The sequence below is a fragment of the Sphingobacterium sp. GW821-FHT03E03 genome (genome assembly GCF_059420745.1).
Window position 1 is genome coordinate 54,160 of sequence record NZ_JBWKUH010000023.1, and the last position, 22,973, is coordinate 77,132.

The 22,973-nt window shown below is 41.6% G+C and carries 20 protein-coding genes; 6 read left to right on the forward strand and 14 right to left on the reverse strand.

The window, feature by feature from the left end; translation table 11 throughout:
* Window positions 1-63: 63 nt before the first annotated feature.
* From AC07UV_RS20205 to AC07UV_RS20245, 9 genes are all read right to left on the reverse strand, one after another.
* Window positions 64-2,340 (reverse strand): redoxin domain-containing protein, encoded by a 2,277-nt coding sequence (locus tag AC07UV_RS20205; RefSeq protein WP_495185060.1) that lies wholly within the window; start codon window positions 2,338-2,340, stop codon window positions 64-66.
* Between the two features lie 205 nt (window positions 2,341-2,545).
* Window positions 2,546-3,556 (reverse strand): redoxin domain-containing protein, encoded by a 1,011-nt coding sequence (locus AC07UV_RS20210; RefSeq protein ID WP_495185061.1) that lies wholly within the window; start codon window positions 3,554-3,556, stop codon window positions 2,546-2,548.
* Window position 3,557: 1 nt separating this feature from the next.
* A complete protein-coding gene (locus AC07UV_RS20215) occupies window positions 3,558-4,091 on the reverse strand; it encodes a TlpA family protein disulfide reductase (RefSeq protein WP_495185062.1) in 534 nt (177 codons plus the stop codon).
* A gap of 37 nt (window positions 4,092-4,128) precedes the next feature.
* The gene (locus AC07UV_RS20220; RefSeq protein ID WP_495185063.1) at window positions 4,129-4,638 is read right to left on the reverse strand and encodes a DUF4369 domain-containing protein; all 510 of its coding nucleotides are present in this window, start codon (window positions 4,636-4,638) and stop codon (window positions 4,129-4,131) included.
* Between the two features lie 38 nt (window positions 4,639-4,676).
* Window positions 4,677-6,116 (reverse strand): RagB/SusD family nutrient uptake outer membrane protein, encoded by a 1,440-nt coding sequence (locus AC07UV_RS20225; protein WP_495185064.1) that lies wholly within the window; start codon window positions 6,114-6,116, stop codon window positions 4,677-4,679.
* A 10-nt stretch (window positions 6,117-6,126) separates the two neighbouring features.
* Window positions 6,127-9,639, reverse strand: a complete 3,513-nt coding sequence (locus AC07UV_RS20230; RefSeq protein WP_495185065.1) for a TonB-dependent receptor — start codon at window positions 9,637-9,639, stop codon at window positions 6,127-6,129.
* Window positions 9,640-9,791: 152 nt separating this feature from the next.
* Window positions 9,792-10,859, reverse strand: a complete 1,068-nt coding sequence (locus AC07UV_RS20235; protein WP_495185066.1) for a FecR family protein — start codon at window positions 10,857-10,859, stop codon at window positions 9,792-9,794.
* Between the two features lie 115 nt (window positions 10,860-10,974).
* On the reverse strand, window positions 10,975-11,568 hold the full coding sequence (locus tag AC07UV_RS20240; protein ID WP_495185067.1) for an RNA polymerase sigma factor: 594 nt from the start codon (window positions 11,566-11,568) through the stop codon (window positions 10,975-10,977).
* A gap of 435 nt (window positions 11,569-12,003) precedes the next feature.
* Complete coding sequence (locus tag AC07UV_RS20245; protein ID WP_495185068.1) at window positions 12,004-12,690, reverse strand: class I SAM-dependent methyltransferase; 687 nt, start codon at window positions 12,688-12,690, stop codon at window positions 12,004-12,006.
* 158 nt (window positions 12,691-12,848) lie between these two features.
* Between AC07UV_RS20245 and AC07UV_RS20250 the strand changes: the two genes are divergently transcribed.
* On the forward strand, window positions 12,849-13,844 hold the full coding sequence (locus tag AC07UV_RS20250; protein ID WP_495185069.1) for a hypothetical protein: 996 nt from the start codon (window positions 12,849-12,851) through the stop codon (window positions 13,842-13,844).
* A 100-nt stretch (window positions 13,845-13,944) separates the two neighbouring features.
* Window positions 13,945-14,202, forward strand: a complete 258-nt coding sequence (locus AC07UV_RS20255) for a hypothetical protein (RefSeq protein WP_495185070.1) — start codon at window positions 13,945-13,947, stop codon at window positions 14,200-14,202.
* A 299-nt stretch (window positions 14,203-14,501) separates the two neighbouring features.
* Here AC07UV_RS20255 and AC07UV_RS20260 read toward each other — a convergent pair whose 3' ends face one another.
* From AC07UV_RS20260 to AC07UV_RS20270, 3 genes are all read right to left on the reverse strand, one after another.
* Entirely contained in the window at window positions 14,502-14,690 is a 189-nt protein-coding gene (locus tag AC07UV_RS20260) for a hypothetical protein (RefSeq protein WP_495185071.1), read from the reverse strand.
* A 16-nt stretch (window positions 14,691-14,706) separates the two neighbouring features.
* The gene (locus AC07UV_RS20265; RefSeq protein ID WP_495185079.1) at window positions 14,707-14,907 is read right to left on the reverse strand and encodes a protein kinase domain-containing protein; all 201 of its coding nucleotides are present in this window, start codon (window positions 14,905-14,907) and stop codon (window positions 14,707-14,709) included.
* A gap of 112 nt (window positions 14,908-15,019) precedes the next feature.
* Window positions 15,020-16,051 (reverse strand): fatty acid desaturase, encoded by a 1,032-nt coding sequence (locus tag AC07UV_RS20270; protein ID WP_495185072.1) that lies wholly within the window; start codon window positions 16,049-16,051, stop codon window positions 15,020-15,022.
* Window positions 16,052-16,316: 265 nt separating this feature from the next.
* Between AC07UV_RS20270 and AC07UV_RS20275 the strand changes: the two genes are divergently transcribed.
* Window positions 16,317-17,333 (forward strand): hypothetical protein, encoded by a 1,017-nt coding sequence (locus AC07UV_RS20275; protein WP_495185073.1) that lies wholly within the window; start codon window positions 16,317-16,319, stop codon window positions 17,331-17,333.
* Window positions 17,334-17,467: 134 nt separating this feature from the next.
* Window positions 17,468-19,930 carry a PIG-L family deacetylase gene (locus AC07UV_RS20280; RefSeq protein ID WP_495185074.1) on the forward strand — a complete coding sequence of 821 codons (2,463 nt, stop codon included), beginning with the start codon at window positions 17,468-17,470 and terminating at the stop codon, window positions 19,928-19,930.
* Between the two features lie 10 nt (window positions 19,931-19,940).
* On the opposite strand, the gene AC07UV_RS20285 is transcribed toward AC07UV_RS20280, so the two are convergent.
* Together AC07UV_RS20285 and AC07UV_RS20290 are read right to left on the reverse strand one after the other, a co-directional pair.
* Complete coding sequence (locus AC07UV_RS20285) at window positions 19,941-20,399, reverse strand: copper resistance protein NlpE (protein ID WP_495185075.1); 459 nt, start codon at window positions 20,397-20,399, stop codon at window positions 19,941-19,943.
* 441 nt (window positions 20,400-20,840) lie between these two features.
* Entirely contained in the window at window positions 20,841-21,608 is a 768-nt protein-coding gene (locus AC07UV_RS20290) for a DUF4382 domain-containing protein (protein ID WP_495185076.1), read from the reverse strand.
* A gap of 346 nt (window positions 21,609-21,954) precedes the next feature.
* On the opposite strand from AC07UV_RS20290, the gene AC07UV_RS20295 reads away from it, so the two are divergent.
* Window positions 21,955-22,455, forward strand: a complete 501-nt coding sequence (locus tag AC07UV_RS20295) for a hypothetical protein (RefSeq protein ID WP_495185077.1) — start codon at window positions 21,955-21,957, stop codon at window positions 22,453-22,455.
* 65 nt (window positions 22,456-22,520) lie between these two features.
* Window positions 22,521-22,853 (forward strand): hypothetical protein, encoded by a 333-nt coding sequence (locus tag AC07UV_RS20300; RefSeq protein ID WP_495185078.1) that lies wholly within the window; start codon window positions 22,521-22,523, stop codon window positions 22,851-22,853.
* The last annotated feature ends 120 nt before the right edge of the window (window positions 22,854-22,973 follow it).

The following is a 22,973-nucleotide window of genomic DNA, read 5'->3' on the forward strand; positions in this document are numbered from 1 at the left end:
TTGGAAATTTAAACTCAAAAAGGAGCCGTATCAAGCCTTAACTATCCGATACGGCTCTTTTTCTTAAAATTTGAAGACAGTCTTCAGTTTAGCGTCTAGATCGTCATCACTACCACCACCGCCACCGTAACGACCCACGATAACACCATTCGGATCAATGAGGATCTTGGTTGGCAATGTATGGATGCCATAGGCTTCTGAGCGGTCTTCTGATTTATCAAAATCACCTTGAGGACTTGTCTTTAAGCCACGTAAGACATGCTTCCATACACCAATCTTGTCTTGATCGACCGCTTTTTTCCAAGCTTTGGGATTAGAATCGTCATCTGAGACACCGATAATTTCAAAGCCTTTCTTTTTGTATTTGCTGTAGAGTTGCAAGAGGTGCGGGTTGCCCTTACGACAAGGCACACACCAGCTCGCCCAAAAATCCAGTAACACATACTTACCACGGTATTCGGAAAGTTTAAGTGGCTTACCGTTGATATCTATTCCTGCGAAATCCGTGGCTGTGCTTCCCGGTGAACCTGATTTTAATTTCGTAATTTCCTCCGCCAGTTCCTGACCATTGGCTGAGTTTCTGATTTCAGGTCCCATCTGCTCGTAAATGCTTTGAAGTTCTGCTAGGTCTATACTGCTAACGAAAAAGCGAAGTTGTGCCGCGGAAATAACTGAATTAGGATGCTGTTTGATATAGGAAAACTGTTTGTCGCGTATTGCTTGCTGCATAGGGGACATGTCTTCTTTGATTTTTTCAAGTTCATCAAGTTTAGCGTTGAGAACTTCCTCCGAAGCTCCTTGTTTTTTCAAGGCGATGTATTCGTTGTTTTTATTATTGTACGACGCGTTGAGTGGTTTTAAGGCAACGATTTCGGCTTTAATCAAGCTGTTGTAGCTATTGAATTCATCCTGAGTTTTTAAACCAGATAGGACTATCTCCTGTGGAGAACTAGCATCACCGCTGATCTGTAAAACACCTGGTTCAATATAAAACTGCAGGTATTGTTCGTAGGACTGTGGCGCGCCGCTTTTTCCATCGCTAAAATAGCCTGTGGCGTGTGTGGGGCCTTGTATTTTGCCAAGATAACTGAATACACCATTGAAAATCTGGGTACTGTCAACAACTTTCTTCCCTGTAGCATCGGTATAATGTATATGGAACCAAGATGCTTTTGCTGGATTTTCGATTTCTCCCTTAATGACGAGGGTATTTTTGTCCATGGCGGGCGCCCCCAGGAGCTCTGCTAATTTCTTGTCCAAATGCTCTCCGCGAAGATTTTTGGCGATGATCACACCATTCGGATCAATCAGAAGGTTAGAGGGGATGGATTTGATATCATAAAGCACGCCGACTTCATTTTTCCAGCCTTTGAGGTCAGAAAGTTGGGGCCAGTTTAGATGATCACTATGAATTGCATCCAACCAACGTTTTTGCTGTCCGGGGTAGTCGAATGAAATACCCAATACGGTGAAGTTTTTGTTTTTGTATTGCTGGAAGGCACTGACTACATTGGGATTTTCCATACGGCAGGGTACACACCAGCTGGCCCAGAAATCAACTAGGACATATTTACCCTTGAAATCAGCTAGAGAAACTTTGTTTCCTAAGGTATCGGCTTGTGTGAAAGGCAGTGCTGTGCGGCCAATACCAGTCAGTTTATCGGTTTTGATGCTATGTTCGATAGCTTTGATCGGGGCATTATTTCTAGCTTGTGGACTAGCCTGTTGTAACAGCTCATCCAGTGAAGCAAGATCGTCACCATTGCGCAGAGTAAAAAACATCGGATATACGATTGCGGGACTGTTTTTATGTTTTAATACAAAGCTCTTGTCCAGCGTGGCCTGCTCAGCATTTTTGTGGTCTATCTCTTTTCGTAATGTGGCGATTTTATCTTGGTCCTTGTTCTTGCGGGCTTCACCAAACTGATCATATAAGGCATCCAACCCCGTTACTTTGGAGCGTTGCTCGAATAGGTTGTAATAATCTGCGAGTTTGCCGCCACTATATTTTGCATCTTTGAGCATTGGGGTTTTGCTGCTAATATTAAGCTTGCCTTTTTCTAAGAATATAAAGGCGCCGTTCATCTCTCCCGAAGCTTTCATTTTGCCTACCTGAAAAATGTAAAAATCACCTTCACCTTCAGGGATATCCAGATCAAACCGAAAGCCTTTTTCAGTCTGTTGCACTGAGTCCTTCTGTCCGTTTCCGAATCCGGAAAGATAAATCCATTGGTCCTTAGGCAGATTGTCTAGCTTGCCTGTCAGTACGGTATTTGTTTTTTGCGCAAAAGCCTGACTGGCCAGGGCTAAAAACAGGAATGATAATGTGCTCTTTTTCATATTGCTGTTGTCTATATGCTCGTATGAGCTATAAGGTGCTGAATGCTGCTTTTAATTGGGCATCCATTTCTTCTTTAGAGGTGGTATGAATAATAATTTTTCCTTCTTTGTCCAATAAAACATACGTCGGCAAGCTCGGAATGTCGTACAGGGTTGCGATCCTCGCCGGACTATTCTTGATAGGGAAATCATCGGCTACTTGGATTCATGGCATTTTTTCCTGATCGAGTGCTTTGAACCAGTCTGGCCAGCGGCTGTCATTGGTGACGCCAACGATTTCTAAGCCCTTATCATGGTATGTTTTGTAGGCTTCCTTCCAATGGGGGATGGCTTGGCGACACGGTACGCACCAACTGGCCCAGAAATCGAGAAGGACATACTTGCCACGTAGTGAGGAAAGCTGGAAATTGCTACTGTCACGTTTTAAAGCTTTGAAATCTGGCGCTTGATTACCGGGCAACAGCGCTTTTTTTACGGCCACTTTGCTTTGAAGATCTTTGATGTATTTGGATTCTTTTGCGGGAGATTGAAACACTTGAAGACGTTTGTCGAGTTCCGTAACCGGCATGGATTCATTAAAGAGCTGATAGCGCTGCAAGAGGTAGGCTCCTGCTACGAGTGATGGATGCTGCTGAGTGATGCTATCGATCCAGTGAAGTTCCCAGATTTTGTGTTTATCTCCAAAAGCTTCCATTTCTGCACGGATGGCCTCTTTTTCTTCAGTTTTGCCTGCGGCCTCGTATTTCTTGTTGAGCTGTTCAAACATCTTTTTGGCGGCAAGGCTTTTGGGATGGTTTTCAAATGCATCAAACATGTCCTGGTTTTCGGAACCGCTCAAACTGAAATTGCGTAAGATGGCGCCTTTACTATCACCATAAGCGGTATAATCATAATGGGTAGATCCACTCGTATCTGCCTGGAATTGAAGTTCACCCGATTCGATAAACAGGGTGGCCGACCAGTTGCCAGGTTCGATCTTGATAGACATCATCTCTGGCCGATCAATGGGGCCTGTTAGCTGGAATGTACCGTTTTGTAGCGTGGTGCTATCTATAGTAATCGACTGTCTGGTAGCATCATCGAGACGTTGTAATTTGATTGTCCCTGAGGTAATGCCTTTGATTTGTCCATGTAATGTATATTTTCCGTCCGTTTGTGAATTTTTGCAACCCTGCATAAGTAGCAGGGTTACAAGGGATAGTAAGGTGTATTTCATCTTATTGTGTTTTAAAAATCTCGTTCAGCTTTTGTTGTAGGGATGCGCCACGTAGGTTACGGGCAATGATTTTTCCATTGGGATCTACCAGTAACGAACTTGGTATGCCCTGAATACCATAATAGGTGGATACTTCATTTTCGAAGCCTTTTAATGAAGATACTTGCGACCAGGGCATACCGTCATCTTTGATGGCTTTTTTCCATTTTTCGGCGTTGTCATCCAAAGAAATCCCAATAACAGTAAAATTATTGTCCTTGTATTTGTTATAAGCTTTAAGGACATTGGGGTTTTCGGCACGGCAGGGGCCACACCAGCTTGCCCAAAAGTCGACCAATACATATTTTCCTTTGAAGCTGCTGAAACTGATCGGTTTGCCTTCGGGGTCATTTTGTGTGAAATCCAAAATTGTGGCTCCTAAGGCACTGCGTTTGAGCACTTCCATACGTTCGGTAAGCTGTTTACCTGTCGCCATAGCAAGTACGGTTTTGTCGAGTACATCGTAAAGAGGTTTCACCTCCTCGTAGCTTCCCATGGCCGATCGGTCAGAGACCAGACTCAGGCTAAAGGCACTATTTGGATGTACGCTGATATAGGCTGCTGCTCGAGCCCGACGTTCGGTACTGATTGCATCCAGTTGTTGTTCGAGTTTTAATTGTTCTGCTTCCGTACCTTTTTCCCCATTGCTGATAAAGTGGGTTGGATTGTTGTTCCAGGTCTTTTAAGGTCGCTTGGTAACGTTCGGCCTCAGCTTGTATTTTGCTGCCCTTGGCTTTTAATAAGTGTAATGAATCGGCCTGGCCAGTGATGCTGATATTGCCCGCTTCGAGGAAGAGTTCGGCGTAACGCGATGGGAACATCAGATAGACCTTTTGGGGTTCGGGCATATCTGCCTCCCAAACAAATTTATCTTTCTGGATCTTAACCGTATCTGTTTTCATCTTGCCATCTTTTAGGTAACCAATAGCCACTTGAGCGTCGCCAATACCTTTGATCAGACCGGAAACTTTTGCCTTTTGTGCCAGGGCACCTAGTGTTGTTGTGAGTAGTAAAGCACTAAGTATATAGTTTTTGCAGTTCATATTGTTATCTTTTAAATTTTTTATCAAAGTCTTTTATCTTACAGATCAATATTATAACCCGGGTTTTGCTCGCCAAATTTGGAATTATCTGCAAATTCACTTTTTGGTACTGGCAATATATATTGCTGGATATTGGTTAATTTAGGACGGATGGACGTCACGGTAGCTAATGGCAAACGCAGCAGACATAACCATTCCTGTCCATCTTCTGCTACAAGGCTCTTGGACGTTTCCTGGTAGTTGTACTTTAACATTTCTTCACGACTCGTCAGTGCATCAAGTTTGGAAAAATCGGATAAGCCATTGTGTGAGCCTATTTCTTTGAGGATCGCTTTGGCCTCAGTGATAGATCCATTATTGCGCAGCAAAGCCTCAGCTTTCAATAAATGTACTTCAGTCAGGCGGATTGCATAATACGTTTCCGAAACGACTGTTGGGACTGTACCTTCAGCGATATACTTTGTGAAAAAATAGTTGGCGTAGTTTTTACGGAAACTACCGACCATCCAATCCTGTCTTGGATCAGCTGTCAGGAGATCGCGTAGACCTTGCGTTGCGCAATATAGGGATGATGCACCGGGATAAAACTGTCGGCTACGGCTGTAGGCATAGGCAGGTTGGTTGGGCTGCGGCGCTATACTGAGCATGACTTCTGTGCTACTGGCTCCTTTGGTCCGGAAGATATCTTTTGCGAGTGGCTCAAGTCGGTAAGGACTATCGTTGATGATCGCATCGGATAGCTTGATGACTTCAGCATAATCACCTGCCTGGCCACGACACATCAGTACGCGGGCCTTCAAAGCTCTTGCTGCCCACAGGGTGGCATAATATTTTTCATGCTGAGCGGGACAGTGCAAAATGGCGTAATCCAGATCCTGTAGGATCGAAGTATAACTTTCTGCTACTGAGGAGCGAGCCTTAGGGATATTTCCGATTGTGACAGCCTCATAGCGTAATAATACGCCATAAGGACTGGAGTAATCAAACCATTGTCCATAGAAGGTTAATAATTTGAAATTCCCATAGGCCCTTAGAAATCGCGCTTCTGCTTCGATAGCCTCACGTTCCGCGGTTGGAATACGACCTTGAGGTAATTTATCCATACCACCGATCAACGAATTTGCGGCATTGATAATGCCATAGCTATAGGACCAGTAGATATCGGACGAACTGAGCATTTGGTTATCTTCTGGTGCTCCGGCGCCGGTACCATATCCATACATCATGTATCCGGTCAATTGGGCGGGAAGGCGCTCGTTGTTGGTCCATTGGGTGATGCCATTGTCTTGAGACACGTTCGCAAAGCGAAAATATACACCATTCAGTGCGATGCGAGCTGTTGGCGCATCCAATACAGTATTGCCATCGACCTTTGCATTTTCAGGTAGGGCACCGAGTTGGCTTTCGCAGGAAGTTAGACTCACACTGCTCGTTATAGCGGTTAATCCAAATAGTATATAGATGAGTTTTCTTTTCATATTCTCGTCATTAAAGTGAAAAACGTAGTCCTAGAATAAATTGTTTAACAGCGGGGAATGTGCCTGGGTCACTTGCGCCGTTGACTAGGCTATAGGGGTCGTTGCTGACCTCTGGATCCACACCAGGATAGCTTGTCCATGTCAGAATATTGGTCGCTGAACCGAATACCGAGGCTTGAGGAATACCGATCCGTTTACGTAATCCCGCAGGGAGGACGTAGGTTAAGGTCAATGATTTAAGGCGTAAAAATGATCCGTCATATACTGCTGAGCTATTTGTGTAAGCAGTTCCATTTTGTCCATAAAGAAGTCTTGGCCGTGTAGATGTAGGATTCTCCGGTGTCCATCGACCTAAAATTTCTGTTGTCTTGTTTGATCTGTTACTCACATTGTTATTCTGGATATCACCTTGGTACAGAATGTCGTTTCCATAGCTAAAAGTAAATAAGGTTGTCAGACTGAGTCCTTTATAGGATATACTATTGGTGTAACCACCGTAAAACTTAGGTTCTGCACGTCCAATGATTTCATTTTCAGGGAAAAATTCACCTTCTGGAATTTTATAGCTTGGATCACCTATTCCCAAATAAGGGTCAAAATACATCCAATACTGATTTTTTTCCTTATAGGCATCCACCTGTTCCTGTGTTTGTAATAGACCCGTGAATACCTTACCATAAATCAGTCCGAGCGGCTCACCTTCTCGGACGATTGCATTACCGAGGTTATAGTCTGTGATGTCATTTGGATTGGTAAAGTCGCGGTTCACATTGGTTACTAGGGAGCGGTTGAACGAGATATTAAAAGCACCATTCCAAGATAAGTTCTTCTTTTCTAGAAAGGTACCACGTACGGCGATTTCCAGACCCCGGTTGCGAATATTGGCCAGATTGGCAATGACACTACGGTAGGAAGAACTACCAGCAACTGCTCGTGTAAACAAAATACCAGAAGTCGCTTTTTCGTAAATTTCTATACTGGCACCAAACCTGGAGTTAAATAAACTGATATCCAAGCCTGCGTCTTTCTGCAGAGTAGATTCCCAACGGATCGCTTCATTGCCGAGTTGTGTAGGTACCATGGCACTTTTACCGCCGTATGCATATGGGCTGTATAAGGTGTAGAACATGTTATCGCCAATATTTTGGGTACCTGTGTAACCTGTGCTTGCCCGTAATTTGAGGTCATCTACCCATTTTAGGCCCTTCATAAAGGGTTCGTCGGAGATGCGCCAAGCCACGCCCCCAGAAGGGAAAAATCCGGTACGGTTGACTTTTGGGAATTTGGAGGAAGCATCCGAACGTCCTGTAAAGGTGACAATATAACGGTCTTTCCAGGCATAACGCGCACGTGTATAAAAACTCAGTAGGGAGTTCTGGCCACTGGTCCCAACGGCCGCTGTCACCAAGCTAGCTGATGAAAGGTTGTTCAAATACTTGTCATCAGGATAACCCTGTGCGGTAACACCAAAAAGTTGAGAACGAGTTTTCTGCCAAGAAGTACCACCAACAATATTGAATCGGTGCTGCGCATTGAAAACTTTGTCCCAGGTCAATGTATTTTCAAAAAACAGGTCTGTCAATTGGTTTTGCGACTGCGATCCAGTCCCTAGACTGGAAGTCCCCACACCGTTTGATGCGGCGATTAAGGCATCACCGGTCACGTAATTGCGTTGGTTCGTACTGTTATAGTTGACTGATGCAGTGCTTCGAAAAATAAGTTCCGGTAAAATTTTATAATCGGCGGCCACTGATCCCAGGAGGGAGTGGCTGGCTGCTCTGTTGATTCCGTCGAGGAGTACAAGTGGATTTTGATAGCCCTGATAATCATATCCACCTAGGGATTCTCCTGTATATTTAGCAATGGAACCATCCGCATTATAAGCTACAAAAGTCGGAGGGGCAAAGAGTGCCTGCGTATAAAGACCATTGGTGATATTATTGATGGTATAGCCATAACCAAATGTGGCTTGTGTGCGTAGCTTACTAGTGATCTCGTTGTCTAGGTTAATCCGTCCCGACAAACGTTGAAAGTCGGTGCCTAATACAACGCCTTGATTACCGGTATATCCTAAAGAAATAAAATACTGCGAAGCATTACCACCACCCCTAACAGAGAGATCAGCGTTGTCGGATTTTCCAGTTCGGGTGACTAGATTTAGCCAGTCAGTATTCGCAGGACCATAAAAATTAGGGTTGTTGATCCGGTTGTCAAAATCGACAAGTTCCTCAGGTGTGAGTGTTTCTCCCGCAGCTTTGCGCGCATCGAGGAGGTTGCGATTAGCCTCTTGCATAATCATGATATATTGGTCACGATTAAGTAGGTTGATCGGTCGTTGCTTGCTAATACCATGATAATAATTGGCCTCCAAAGTTGGTTTTTGTTCACGTTTTCCACGTTTGGTTGTAATAATGACAACACCATTGGCAGCCCGAGATCCATAAATTGCTGTGGCAGACGCATCTTTCAATACATCTATTGTCTCGATGTCGCTGATGTTCAGTCCGGCCAGACTATTGAGTCCGCGTGCAAATGAGCCCGATACAGCACTGTTTGGGTCGTCAGATCCAAAGCGATCTACCGGATTGACCACCTCGGCTGAATTGCTCACATAACGATTTTGTACGGTCATCTGAACCCCATCAATAATATAAAGGGGATCATTACCGCCCATAAGCGAGGTACCGCCTCGAATACGGATTTTGGCAACCCCGCCTGGCGAGCCATCAGCCTGTATGACTTGCACACCGGCGGCCTTTCCTGTCAGGGCCTGATCAATACTGGTAAAAGGCATATCCCTGATCTCCTTCACGTCAACAGAGACAACCGATCCGGTCAGATCTTTCCGTTTGACACTACCATATCCAACCACGACGGTTTCCTCCAAGGTATTTACCCCGGTTTCGAGCTGTACTTTGATTCCTTCTATGCTATGAGCTGTCGTCAGTTTGATATTTTGTGAAACATGCCCGACATACGAAATCCGGAGTACTTGTCCAACGGACGCTCGGATCCGAAAAATTCCGTTTTGATCGGTCAATACGGTGTTGTTGTTTTCCCCTAACACATTCACCGTAACACCAGGCAATGGTCGGCCTTGGCTATCCTGAACGAGCCCTCGAATATTCGACTGGGTCGCTAGTGCCTGTTTCTCTTCCTTTGAAAGAATGATAAGGTATTCCCGATGCATCCGAAAACTGAGGTCAGTATTCGTCAATAGTTCATCGAGGATATCTTTGACAGGTTGATTTTGGGCGTGCACAGCAAATGCTGCGCCCAGACCTTCGACGAGATCGTCACCGTAAACAAAGCGATACTTGGTCTGGCTTTCAATTTCTTTTAAAACCGTGCTCAGCTTCACTGATGTGAGATGTAAGGTAGCACGTTCATTTTGAGCCAAAGAATTACCTATCGCAGTCAGGTGGAACAGCAGGGTTAGGATGATGGTCAGTTTCACGAGAATGATCGTATTAAAAAGTTTAGGGTAATATCTCCCCTTAACGCGAATTGCGTTATTTTTCATAAGTTTGCAAGGTTAATGTAAACAATTGACAACAGCGCCTAGGATTCGCAGTCACAGCCTGTTGCGTTAATTAACGATTTTGGGAGTATGCCTGGCATGCTCCTTTTTTATTCTCTGTTGGTTAGGTAACTGTATCTTTCATAAGTTTTATTTTATGGATTAGTTAGGTAAATTCTAATGCTACGTGGCCCGATCTTCCGATAGTTGAAAGGGATGCTGCTCCGTAGGCTCTGGAGCACATTCTGTAGTTCTTCGCGGTCATCGAATGCCGCTGTATATTTTCGGGAACTGATGTCCGAATTTTGGAATTCAATAGTGATATTATACCAACGTTCTAATGTTTTAGCAATTGAAGATAGCGGTTCGTTAACAAAGACAAGTTTCTGGTCGGCCCAAGAGGTTTCGGCCAATCGTTGCTCAGCATCATACTGTGTAACGGTTTCCAATTTGTAATCGGATTTTTTTTCGATGTCTGCTGTATTGTTTTCGGAACTCGGCTTTGCTTCTGCTAGGGGAGCAACGACTTTGTCTTTTGGTTTTAGACGGATAGGCGCTTGGGATCTGCTCTTCAAAATAACCTCCGCACTGCCCTCAATCAGTGAGGCAGCAGTAAGTTCCTCGTTGGCATATGCTCTGACATTGATCGTTGTTCCCAATACCCGGACTTGCAGCGCCTGAGTCGTTACGGTAAAGGGTAATGCTTTGTTTTTAGCAACTTCCATATACGCTTCACCAACAAGTTTGACGGCGCGGTTTGTTTTACCAAATCCATCAGCGATCTCTAATTTACTTGCTGCGTTTAATTTGACCAGTGTACCATCAGCGAGTTTAATTGTTTTCTTTTCAGCTGGTTGGGTTAGGTAAGCAATCGTCTGCGACTGGTTGAAATGATATTGGAAGACATACAGGCACGTGATCAAACACAGAAAGACAATAGCCGCCGCTGCATAATAGGTCCATTTTTTCTTTAGTGGTATGTTTTTGACGGGGGGATCCAAATGAGATACAAGCCGGACATAGTTTTGCTCGGCATCAATCATATACAGTGCATCTTGCATCGCCAGCAATTCTTGCTTAGCTTGCTGTATAAGTTCCTGCTGCTCGGGATGTTGTTTAATATAACTTTCCCATTTCAAGATTTCCGATGGATCTTGTCTTACCGCATAGCGAAAGAAAGATTCATCCAATATAAAATCCTGAACAGACTGGTATGCACTCATGGTCTAAAAATTAGTCGTTTATATAGATAGAGCGTATCGAGTTTGGTTTTTACCAGTTATTTTTTTAGCTGAATACGTAAAATACTGTGTGTCTGCTTATTATTTTTTAAAAAAACTAAAATAAGATTAATAGGGGGAGAATCTGTTTGAGATTTTGCAGACTAGTGTCTTTTTTTAATGTATTGATGGCGCTATGGATCTGATTGTAGACAGCACGTTTGCTCAGGTTTGTCCTTAGGGTAATTTCATCGTAACTAAGTCCCTCAAAATAACGAAGCAGAACGAGCTCACGTTGCCGTTTGGGTAATTGGAGAATCGCATTTTTAAGGATATTAACGCGCGTATTTTCTTCCTGTCGGATAATGAACTGAAACTCTTCTACATCAACGGTATTGGTATCTTCATTGTTTTCGAGGAGCGTTTCAAATTTGTTTGTGTTGTTGAGGTCCTTGACTAATTGTCGCTGGTAACTTTTGAAGATATAGTTGCCAACATGATTGGCGTTGCCTATACTTTCGCGTTTTTCCCAGAAATAAAGAAAGGTATTGTTGATGCTGTCCTTTAGGGTATCCCGATCGTCTGTATACCGCAGTCCATATTGCAACAGGCCTTTGTAATAGGACATATATAACTGCTGTAAAGCAGCTTGATCTCCACTTCGTAGCGCCTCCCACAATTGTATTTCTAGTATGTCGCGATCCTTACTCATGAATGTCTTATCCTCTACAAAGGTAACATTATGATATATAAAACGACAATGTTTTAAAAAATGGACCAATGGTAAGTGGCTGCAGCAAAATTTATCGAACTGTTTCGCTATGCAACACTTGCCAGCTTAAAAACTCTGAAAACCTATATCCTGTTGTCATAGATCTGATAATAGTTCTTTTAAGGCTTCGCCAAGGAGGAGGAATACCAACGCATTCTACGACGCCAGAAAATTCAGCGTCGGGTTGAAAGCTGACAACCTGACCAATACGCATTACTGGATCGGTTATACAACTGCTAATGCACAACGATTATTGAACGTGGTCGGAAGTGTTAGCTATAAATTTTAATAACTCGATTTGGAAAATAAATAAGAACCCTCAGTTTTGAACAACTGAGGGTTCTTTATTCTTGAATACCTTCGATTATTAGATAGTTATTTTTTTGTTGCTTCGAGCATAAAAAGCCCTTCAGTTGTCAATGGAAGCCCTAGAATACGGTTCTGGGCATAGATGTCAACTTCAATGGAACCGAATCCGATTGTTTGCAATATGTCGATATCTTTGGCTGGACGTTCGTGCTGGCTGATTTCCAGTGCCGATTTGATGGCATTCACCTCTTCAATTGCACCAGATGGGCATTCGTCATGTCTGTCTGTGCTAAAAACGGTTTTTCCAAAATCTGCATCCAGGTTGATTAACTTACCTCCGGGCTTGAGCACGCGTTGCATCTCGCGGTAGCATTTTTCCAGATCGGGGATAGTCCAGGTCATTAGACGTGTGAACACCAGATCAAAGGTATCGTCCTCGAATTGCAGGGACTGCGCGTCCATGACGCTATAATTTACATTTAGCTTTAGTTCCTCGCTCACAAGCGCTGCCGCTTCAATCATCTGCGGTGAAAGATCAATGGCTGTCACCTCAAAACCGGCGAGTGTCAGGATATTCGCAAAATATCCTGTTGCTGTACCGACTTCGAGTACGCTGTTTCCAGCTGTCTGGTGCCGGATTGACTTAAAAAAATCAAGCCATCGTTCGGTTTCGGGGCGCGACCAGGCATCATCTCGTTCCTTGCGCCATGAAGCACTTCTTCCATCCCAATAAGTTGCTATTCTTTCAATCATCTCGATACTTTTAGTACATACAAATTTATCCATATTATCCTGAACAAAGGGTTGAATTTATGTCAAGACGAATATATTTTTTCATAAATTAGATTACAGGGATTAGTCTGGTACTGGAAAAGTATGCGAGGCTAATTTTACACCAAGATAACTTAAATATGGGCAAGGTACTTCATTGTGGGCGTTTTATCGTTCCGACTTTAGGCAATAAACAAGTCTGTTGGATGTTGATGATCGGAGTATTTTTGATGACCTCTTGTCGGACCATCAAAGATCCCGGTATACGGGATGCACTTTATAACAGCAACTGCAATCAACGGAACCTATATAGTTATACCGCTGATCAGCTTCCTGTGGCCCTGTACCAACAGCAGCTGTCAAAACGTCTGACTGAAAAATTTGATCACAACACGCTTAACATGGCGAATGCCATAGGGATATTGGATCTGATCGATAAGTATATGCAGCTGCGGACTCGGAGAGATAGTACCAGTGTGGAGGCCCGGCTTCGTATCCTGGAGATCAAGCAGGATATTGACCATCGGATAAATGCCGCTTCAATCGAGATTTCTGCAGTTTCTTCGGAGATGGACTGTGAGGAAGAAAGGGTAAGTCAGGTAGCCAATTACCTCAAAGGCAGGCAGGGGGACCGTGAGTCCAAATTGACTAAAGGAGCCATTGTGGTGGGGGCACTTGGTGCTATTCTTGCCGGTGGAGTGGTTAAAAATGAAGGTGTAAGCAATACCATCGGGATTACGGCGGGTATTGGTGAGGCGGGTCTGGGCTTGATGATGATTTTTAATAAGGAGTCTGTTGAGTTTCATCACAAACGAAATGCCTTAAAGGACGTGTGGGATAACGTAGAGACTTCGGCGATCTTTCCTCCCTTGGTCTGGTACTACCTGAAATATAAAAACCCGTCTATCGGTCAAGATAAATCTTTAAGAGAGCAGATCGTAGAAAAATGGACCAATCTAGGGCAGATTAACCTTGATCCGAAGAAGTCGTCCGTACCGCTCTTCTTTGGTGAAGGAGGGAAGTACTCAACGGATGAACTGGAGAACCGCGCAGATATGTATGATCAATTGGAATCTAGTATTACGCTTATGAAACAGGATCTTAAGGCTCTTATGTTGGAGCTTGATAAGATTTAATACTGTCATATCTTTGACCATTGTCTTGTTGTTGAAATAGGTGAATATTTTTTTAGATCGTATATTTGCTCCATACTATATTGACCAAAACATTAAAACTATGAAAGAAAAGGAACTAACTGAATTGACCGATCAGGAATTGTTGGATAGAAAAAAGCAACAAAAAAGTAGTAAACTAATCAATGCTATACTTGTCGGATTTTGTGCCGGGATTATTGTTTATGGTGTCGTAAATAAGGGTATTACTATTTTTACGTTTATGCTTATCGTTATGGGCGCTTGGGCTTTTATTCGCTGGAAGAAAACGGATGCGGCACTTGACAATGAGTTGAAATCCAGAAACCTGAACGAAAAATAACCCGTGGAGGTACTGTATGACAATAATACCGAAGCGATGAAAGCTTCGGTATTATTGTTATGAAAAAAAAAATGGATAAACAGATGCAGTGCATTGGGAAATTTCCCGATGTTTTTTTTAATCTAAAAGGAGATTCTTTACTGGGTTTGAAACTTCTGATCGATGCTATGGCCTTTTGGCTTTTAGGAGCCTCCTTCGGGCTGCTTTTTGACGATAGGTCAAGAACTTGGAGCTCGATGTCTTGATCGTTTGCCACTTCGAAATACTTGATCAGTTCATCTGCGGTTTTTGATCAGTTTTCAGGCATCTGCAACACGGTGTTTTTTTATGACAGATTGATAAGGTTCGGGGATATCATCAACTTCTTTGAGAAGATCTGCTGATAAGATAGAGGTTATAATCTGTTTTGCGATGGTGTCTCCACTCTGATGTTCAAATAGAGGTTTGTTGGTTACTAGCTCATACACCATAATACCAAAGTTCGACATTCGATGAAATATTGCCTCAATACAGTATGGTCAGGGAAGCGTTATTGGTCTGTGAATCGATTAGTTTACTGATGCCAAAATCAGAGATCTTTGCTGTTAATATTTCATTTTCCTCTTTTAATAGAATGTTTTGAGGCTTTAGATCGCGAAGAATAATACCTTTCTTGTGTAAAAAATATAAGCTCCTGATAAGATGCTTTTCCTGTTGGACGCGCAGCTAAAATTAGCTTGTTCCAAAACAAAAAAAAAATAGCTAGTACTAGCTATTTTTCTGTTTTATTGTATAATTATTTTTATCTGATACATGGAATCAGATAATCGATCTATTTTTATTTTTTAGCATCGAGATAAGGCTTATGATACTGTTCATCGAACCGTTTTTTGTCATCGCGATAACTGCTGACAGCTCCTAATCTGTGCATCATTTTGATATAACACCAAGCTAGGTCAATCTGGTAGGGTTTGAAACCACTTCGCGCACTTTTGGGATAAAGGTGATGGTTGTTGTGCCATTCCCCGGCGACAATACCAGGCCACAATTGATTGATGGACTTATCCTTTTCATTAAAATCTATCCCTTCGCGTTGTTTATCTTCTCCTTTAGCATGTCCTTCATAGTTAAATGTACGTACACCGATGGCCCAAAAACCAGCAGCACCAAATAGGCAACAAGCCAAGGCATGCCCACCGATCAGAAAGAATACAACATACCAAAATGACCAATTTAATACCCAGGATAGGATCGCATGTGTCGGATTGACATAGGACCCCCATTTTTGATATTGTGCATAAGTATTGGCTGTAACACCGGTATGCTTCATAAGCAACTTGACGCGGTTATAGGAGTTTTCATTCAGATCTTTAGCAATCGGCTGATGGTTAACATCGGCCAAAAAGCAATATAGAAATCCTGCCTGTGCGTTGTAGGGATCCCCTGGCTGATCTGATTTAGCATGGTGTACATGATGTGAAATCACATAGATCTCCTCAGGGATCACATTGATTGTGAGGTTCTGTGTGAAAAAGCGCCAGAAGGGATTGCTGAACTTAAAGGCGCCGTGTGTGGAAAAACGATGGTGCCAGATCGTGCCATGCGTCCCCATAATGATCATACTGTAGATAAAAGCAGCCAGCACAGTCCACCAGCTAAGGTGAGCAAAGAGAAAGACAAAGAAAAAAGGAATAAGGCAAGCTACTTTCAGCCAACTAAAAAAAGGTAGCCAGTTGCGTTGGTCCTTAAAAACATTTAATCTTTTGAAAAATTCGCTGAATATTTGTTTTGGGCTGGGTTTAATAAGGTCTCCGTTGTCGTCTTTCCATCCGTAGCTGGGTTTTTGGAGCACATGATCTAAAAAGGGCATTCTGTTTGGTTGATCTAATTGTTGATAAAGCGCTAAGCTACGGTATATATCGGTTAAAAAGTGTTAATTCGAAAAGTTTAACATATGACCGTAAATCTTTTAATGCTATAAATAGGCTTCTTGAGGCAATTAATAAGGAAAAAATAACTATCTCATTTTTTAATTGAGTGTTTCGAATTAATATTCGCGGTCCCTATTTACATAGAACTCGATATCTTTATGGCGAAGACAGATATTCCGTAAGTGTTCTGAGAGATAGTAAAAAATGAAGATAAAAAAAGTAATAATAGGAGTAGTCATTCTGAGCTGTATCGTTATATTTCCCGATACTGGGAAGTATTATAAACAGTTAGCAGTGAAATTTCAACGGGTTCCGGAAGTGTACAGAACATGTCGCACATTGGATAGTCTGAAAGATGATGACTATGATGTACTGGAGATCCAAGCGCAGTATTTTGAACCTATTCTCCAGATTAATGACAGCACCTTGTTGATTGCCGGCAGTAGGGATAAGGAAAATGATGAGAAAATAACCATCGAGGACTTTTGGTACAAGCTCGATCAAAATGGATATGTCGTAGACTCCTTAACATATATCTACCCTAATACGATACCGCATAATTATAAAACAGTGGATCGCTATATCATTGATACAGAAAGTGACAGCTATAACAACTGGATAGTCAAGGGTGATACAACGAACTATTTGATTAACAATTTAGATCGGGACCGAAGGTTTTCAAAAAAGGAAATTGAAAAATTGCTTTCCACTAAAGAATATGTAGCTAAAGAATATGTAACGGAGGAGATCCAAGCATTATCCTCCGATCCAGAAAAGGGGGGGTACAAATTATTCCTGTATGGCCATGGCCAGTGGAACTACCTGTTTACGGATAGCTATGATGATCCTCAGTCTAGAGATAGCAAACTGGAAATAACATATGCTGGAGAACTTACAGACGAAGATGATGGATTGGATTTTATCCGGCGTGAGTATATCCATAAAGACAATTGGATTCAATATTCATTTTGGGATTTCGGCAGATACCTACGATGGGGCACAGGCAATCAGTCTCATATCGACCATTGGAAGGGAACTAGTTATTTCAAAATTGTGATGCCCCATAAAACACTGTATTTCAAACAACCCAATAAAATATACGAGGAATTAAAAGCAAGAGAATTAAATAATTATAAAGTGTATCGGTCAAAGGATAAAAAATATCTTTTATTAAGAGGGATAGACCAAGGTACATGCTACGTAATTAGACCGAAGAAATAACAAGATATTGAGCAACCGTTTTCGTAAGCTTTCGACTACATTATTCTTAGTATTATTAATAATATCTATAGATTTGGTAGTCTTTTGGAAATTATTACTATATTTGGCCATCGCACTTATTAAAATAAATGGATATGGCATTAAAATTTCTCGCACAACAATCCTCCCAACAACCTAGAAACGGAATTTCTTCGCAAATGAACCATGCTGGTTTCACGCGTGAGTTATGCAAGTTGAAGGTTTTTGGAAGGATTTTGTATGTGGGTGCCCATCCAGATGATGAGAACAATAAGCTATTGACATTTTTTGCCCAGGATCAGCTTGTAGATGCTGCTTATTTGTCGCTTACGCGCGGCGAAGGGGGACAGAATTTTATAGGCTCCGAAAAAGGAGCCGACCTTGGCATACTTCGGGTACAGGAATCCTTATCTGCGCGGAAGACCGAGGGCACAAGACAATTTTTTACACGGGCCAAAGACTTTGGATTTGTAGAATCTGCAACTAAAACAATGCTCCGATGGGATGAGCAAGCGGTGCTTGCGGATATCGTATGGACCATCCGGTACTTTCGGCCAGATATTATTATTACTAGATTTTCACCGCATATTCCAGATCTCCATGGACACCACCAGAGTTCGGCGATCCTGGCACAAAAGGCCTATGATCTCGCTGCGGATCCGCAGGCCTATCCTGAACAATTGGAGGAATTGTCTGTCTGGCAGACACAGCGTTTGTTTTGGAATGTTTATCAGGAGAGTGGCGTCAAAGATATTGGTGGTAAGGTAATACCTTTACCACGGCATTTTTCGGTCACTATTCCTGTGTATAATCGTTATACGGGCGTGCATCATGGTGAGATTGCTGCTGAAAGCCGTAATAAACACCGTTCTCAGGCGATGGCTAGTTTAACGCAACATACGCCCACGCTTGAATATTTTGAATTATTGAAGGGAAAGTCTGTTGATCCAACAGCTGCTGACGCTTTATTTACTTCAACTGAAACGGAGGACAAGTATATTCCTGCTTTTAAGAAACTTGTCGATGGTTTGCTTGCGAAACAGGCCCAGGGAGATAGCCGTGAACTTTCAGTGGCGATCGCAACAATTTTGATCTGGATGAGAACTGTATCCAAAAATAGTGTAATCCATGAAAAACGTATTGACCTGGAGCAGCTTTTGCTTCGCGCACTTGGGGTATCCTTTGAAATAAATTCATTGGTTGATAGCTGGGTGCCTGGCACCGATGTTAACTTATTTTTGCAGGCGAATATACCCCAGGATTCTGATATGGTATTGACCCATGTGACAGTTCCCTTTTTTGAAACGCTATATCATCAGCCTCATCAATTATCACATACAGAACGTATAGAAATTACAGGTCGGCTTAGTCACACCATTGATCCTTCATTGCCATCCTGGTTAACAGAGGAGGGAGATAAGGGTAATTATTCTCCGCAGTCTTTCAGCGATATTGTACTCGCTCAACATCACAATCCAATCGCGGTACAATTACAGTTGCAGTTTGGAGGTTTATCCATCGCGATTAGTATACCTGTTCTGAATAACCATAAACCAATCAGTATTTCTCCTGCTATTACCGGCACTTTTAATACAGATATTATCGTTCTGGCGGATTCTACCAGTCGTTCTGTCTCGCTTGAACTACAATCCAATGTCTCTACAGCGGAGTCAGTCACTGTGAGGTTAAAGGGAGGGGATGGGCTGACACTATCTCCTAAAGAACATACATTGACCTTAAAGGGTAATGCTTCCGAAAAAATTCACCTTCAGTTGACTTCTTTGGGATCAGCTGAACAGATACAACGGATTGGATTTGAGATAGAAAGTACTTATGGTATCCACCAACGTAGTTTAAAATCGCTCAGCTATCCTCATATTGAGGATGTCGTATATTATCCCAAAGCTGTTTTACAGGTTCTAGATAGTCCAGTTGTGAACACCGCTAAGAAGATCGCCTATATCGCTGGAAAAAAGGATGAACTTGTAGGAAGCCTGAAGCAATTGGTAAATGAGATAGAACTTCTATCGGTGACTGCTTTGAAAGATGCAGATCTGTCGAGTTTTGATGCCATAGTCTTAGGCATCCGAATTTATAATACGGATCCACAATTGGTGAATTTTCATACGCAGTTGCGTGAATACGTTGAAGCCGGTGGTGTTTTGATAACCCAATATAATACCCCTTATGATCTACCGTTAGAAGAGGTGGGGGTTTATCCTTTAACTGTTACTGGCGAACGGATTACCGATATGGAATCGACCATTAGCTTCTTGGATCCCACGCATCGAATCTTGAATTATCCAAATAAAATAGAACAGCAAGATTTTGTCAATTGGGTACAGGACCGCGCGTTGTTTCTACCCAAAGACTGGAATAGTGAATTTAAACCAGTCTTGCGTACCCAAAATTCGGACCGAGGAAATGAAGATGGGTTGTTGCTTGTCAATAGAAAGGGAAAAGGATACTATATTTACAGCAGCCTGTCTTTATTTAGACAGCTTCCTGCTGCTGTATCCGGAGCCTATCGTCTTTTTGCCAATATGCTTTCGATCGGTGGATCGCAGTCTCATTCGTGAAACACGGATTTTATTTTTCCTCAGATAGCGTATAGTTGAATTTCGAGGTGATTATCTTTTGATCCTTATCCAGCATGATCAACTTACCAGGTTGTGCCGTCAGGCGAACAAAATAACGCTTTTCAGTATCACTATCGGGGTTTAGGATGTATAAGGTTGCATCATTGTCTTTTTCGTAGCCACGCTCGATCAACATTGGACCTTTGGACTGTAGGGCTTGATCTGATTTTCCCAAATAGGTTTCCTCAAGACTATAGGTTTCATTCAGCAAAGTCAATATCATTTTGATCCCCTCACAATCTGCACAGGGAACTGTCCCAGCATAACGAGTTTGTATTGCAGGTATAGCGGTTGCCTGTTCGGTATTTCCAGCAGCAGATAGTGTATCTGTCATTGCCGCTGTATCAATAGCAGTACTAGCAGGTGTTTTACCTCTGTTTTGGCAAGAAGAAATTGTAATGGCTGTCATTCCGATGAAAAAAAAAGAAAGATTTTGTTCATATATGTATGTTTATAAAGTGGAATACACAACTACTATACCAGTAAATTCAACATTTTTTATATCACTTACATTTGTAAATGTTCACTGATCATCGAGTAGTGCCTCTCTTATATTTCCATACTTAAAATATGAATTATCCCAGCAAAATTGAATAGGATAATTTTGCCAATTAGATACAGGATCGCGGGCTGTTTCTATCTAAAGATTAGAGCAGTAAATTTAAACTAATTTTGTATATACAAAATTCCGATAGAGGAAATGGAGGTAGTTGGAAGTTGATAGGTTACTCTGAACGAGATCTTTTACATAGAGATGTAAAAAGGAGCATATTATCTATGTCATATCTCCAAAAAATCTACTGACTTTTTGGAGATTGCAAGGATAAGCTCCTTTTTTAACCAAAGTACATTATTGTACTGAGATACTACCTAAATCTTTGACGCTTCCTTTTACCACTTGAACGTCTTCAATGGTTTTGTCCAAGTAGCCTGCAACTGAAGGTTGAATAACTATTTTATATGTACCTTCTGACATACCCGGGAAATAGAATTTTCCAACTGAATTCGCCAAAGTTCCAACAGTATCTACTCCATTAATGGCGAACACGTGAGCTAAGGAGGCAGCCGGATTAATCGTGCCTGTAATTGCTCCTGATGTTGCTACAGGAATCGCGCGGATAACTGGTTTAAGCAAATATTGGCCGTTACCGGTTTTTACGATTGATTTCGACGCATCAAAATCAAGCAAAAGGGTGTAGGCAACATTCGGAATCAACTCATCGTGTACCTTTATCTTAACACCCGAGGACTGCCCACTAGGCGTTTTTAGCGGATGGCGAACGCCATCAACCCAAATTTCATTCCCCTCATCTTCAAGCTTAAGTCTAATTTCCTGGATCATATCCGACGGTACATCATCTCCCGCAATCACGGTATCTTTCCCCATGGTATAGGCAAGAATATTAAACGGACTTCCATCAACGTCCAGACTTTCAGTACCTGAGCTCGTACGAATTTCTATTTCATCGATGTTTAAATGAATTGCATCATAATAACCAGGGGCATCAGTCATTTTAATGGTTACAGGGGTCGTCTGTGTAGACTGCTTATCGTCCTTACTGCAGCTGCCTAGTAGCACTACGGCTGCCAAAGCAACAAAAATTGAATTTATTTTCATAGTTAGTAACTTATAGGATTGCCATTGCAAATGCTATGCCAGATCAAATGTATTACAAATATTACAATTGTTTTTGTGAATTATTTTGCACTAAAGATCTACCCAAGTATAATTTAATTCGTGCTTTTATGTCTTTCACATGATCTTATTAATTCTGTGAGATATCTTTTAGGAGAGGAACTGGAATGATGTCTAAGTGATGATTTGTTTTAATCCTTACGAATATTAAGTGGATGTTATCGATTTTAAATGGGCCTAATTTTATATGGTCAAAATAATGTAGTTTTAAATAGCCTGAGAAGGCAGTTATAAATTTGACAAAATGGACTAACCAATATTATATAAAATGGCATATTTCGAAATAAGGACAATGGTTGAAAGAGCAGAAGTAGAATCTACACCAAGGATTTCACCTGAGGTGGCCCAATATGTCTGGGATTACATTTATCATAATCTACTGGTGGGTAAAAAGATATTGATCGATGATCAGTTTAAATATAGAATTACTTTGGATCTAAAGAAATTTGATCCTGAAAAGCATAAATTCTTTACAGACTGTCTTTTCAATACCACTGAGGATAAATTTCGTCCTGAACCAAGATTTAACAAACAGCGAAGTTTAAAGTTTGCGCTACTCTCTGTGATCTCAACAAAAATTGAGCCCCTAATGTCTCCGCGGATTTATGCGGATATTATCTATGATGCCTTTGGTTCATTTTTAATTTTGATCTCGAAGAAAGTGAAAAAAGAGGATTTTGATGAGCTAAAAAAGAGAATGGATTATGATAAGATTGAAAATTTTCTTTTTCCGGCCATTATTGAGGATATGAAACTATTTATTTTTTAATGGCTATATCATTGGATCTAGTATGATAAAACCTGAACCAGTATTGCTGCTTTTAACAAAGAATCATGGAGTTTAATAGTCAACAAATAGTCTATAGTACGAAGACCAACTGGGATGAAATTGTTAATATAACCTTTGTCAACCATGAAAATTATCTTTCGTTTAATGCTTTGGCCTATGAGGACGAGATTGAAATCGAATGGAATGATCAGGTAAATTATGTGAGCGTATTAAAGAGCGATTTTAAGTTTGAGATAGTAGACAAACAGTTTCACCTGGAATTGACTCGTATCGTTAATCAAAACAATTTTCCTGACTTATCTCTATGCATTCATTTTAGGAATGGAGAAGAAAATGAATTGAAAATTGCCTTAGCTGCACTAACAGCAATATTATAGGAAGAGTAAATTAAGAAGATGAAAGCAAGGTGAAAATAAATATCTTGCTATATAAATATTGTAAATGAAAGAGCTGTAAAATATGAGCGTTAAAATGACCGATATTGAATCTATAAAATT

What these genes read in the sequence shown, in the direction of transcription:
- AC07UV_RS20205 (WP_495185060.1), bottom strand. Translation starts at nt 2,340, where the DNA reads ATGAAAAAGAGCACATTATCATTCCTGTTTTTAGCCCTGGCCAGTCAG.
- AC07UV_RS20210 (WP_495185061.1), bottom strand. Translation starts at nt 3,556, where the DNA reads ATGAAATACACCTTACTATCCCTTGTAACCCTGCTACTTATGCAGGGT.
- AC07UV_RS20215 (WP_495185062.1), bottom strand. Translation starts at nt 4,091, where the DNA reads ATGGGAAGCTACGAGGAGGTGAAACCTCTTTACGATGTACTCGACAAA.
- AC07UV_RS20220 (WP_495185063.1), bottom strand. Translation starts at nt 4,638, where the DNA reads ATGAACTGCAAAAACTATATACTTAGTGCTTTACTACTCACAACAACA.
- AC07UV_RS20225 (WP_495185064.1), bottom strand. Translation starts at nt 6,116, where the DNA reads ATGAAAAGAAAACTCATCTATATACTATTTGGATTAACCGCTATAACG.
- AC07UV_RS20230 (WP_495185065.1), bottom strand. Translation starts at nt 9,639, where the DNA reads ATGAAAAATAACGCAATTCGCGTTAAGGGGAGATATTACCCTAAACTT.
- AC07UV_RS20235 (WP_495185066.1), bottom strand. Translation starts at nt 10,859, where the DNA reads ATGAGTGCATACCAGTCTGTTCAGGATTTTATATTGGATGAATCTTTC.
- AC07UV_RS20240 (WP_495185067.1), bottom strand. Translation starts at nt 11,568, where the DNA reads ATGAGTAAGGATCGCGACATACTAGAAATACAATTGTGGGAGGCGCTA.
- AC07UV_RS20245 (WP_495185068.1), bottom strand. Translation starts at nt 12,690, where the DNA reads ATGATTGAAAGAATAGCAACTTATTGGGATGGAAGAAGTGCTTCATGG.
- AC07UV_RS20250 (WP_495185069.1), top strand. Translation starts at nt 12,849, where the DNA reads ATGGGCAAGGTACTTCATTGTGGGCGTTTTATCGTTCCGACTTTAGGC.
- AC07UV_RS20255 (WP_495185070.1), top strand. Translation starts at nt 13,945, where the DNA reads ATGAAAGAAAAGGAACTAACTGAATTGACCGATCAGGAATTGTTGGAT.
- AC07UV_RS20260 (WP_495185071.1), bottom strand. Translation starts at nt 14,690, where the DNA reads ATGTCGAACTTTGGTATTATGGTGTATGAGCTAGTAACCAACAAACCT.
- AC07UV_RS20270 (WP_495185072.1), bottom strand. Translation starts at nt 16,051, where the DNA reads ATGCCCTTTTTAGATCATGTGCTCCAAAAACCCAGCTACGGATGGAAA.
- AC07UV_RS20275 (WP_495185073.1), top strand. Translation starts at nt 16,317, where the DNA reads ATGAAGATAAAAAAAGTAATAATAGGAGTAGTCATTCTGAGCTGTATC.
- AC07UV_RS20280 (WP_495185074.1), top strand. Translation starts at nt 17,468, where the DNA reads ATGGCATTAAAATTTCTCGCACAACAATCCTCCCAACAACCTAGAAAC.
- AC07UV_RS20285 (WP_495185075.1), bottom strand. Translation starts at nt 20,399, where the DNA reads ATGACAGCCATTACAATTTCTTCTTGCCAAAACAGAGGTAAAACACCT.
- AC07UV_RS20290 (WP_495185076.1), bottom strand. Translation starts at nt 21,608, where the DNA reads ATGAAAATAAATTCAATTTTTGTTGCTTTGGCAGCCGTAGTGCTACTA.
- AC07UV_RS20295 (WP_495185077.1), top strand. Translation starts at nt 21,955, where the DNA reads ATGGCATATTTCGAAATAAGGACAATGGTTGAAAGAGCAGAAGTAGAA.
- AC07UV_RS20300 (WP_495185078.1), top strand. Translation starts at nt 22,521, where the DNA reads ATGGAGTTTAATAGTCAACAAATAGTCTATAGTACGAAGACCAACTGG.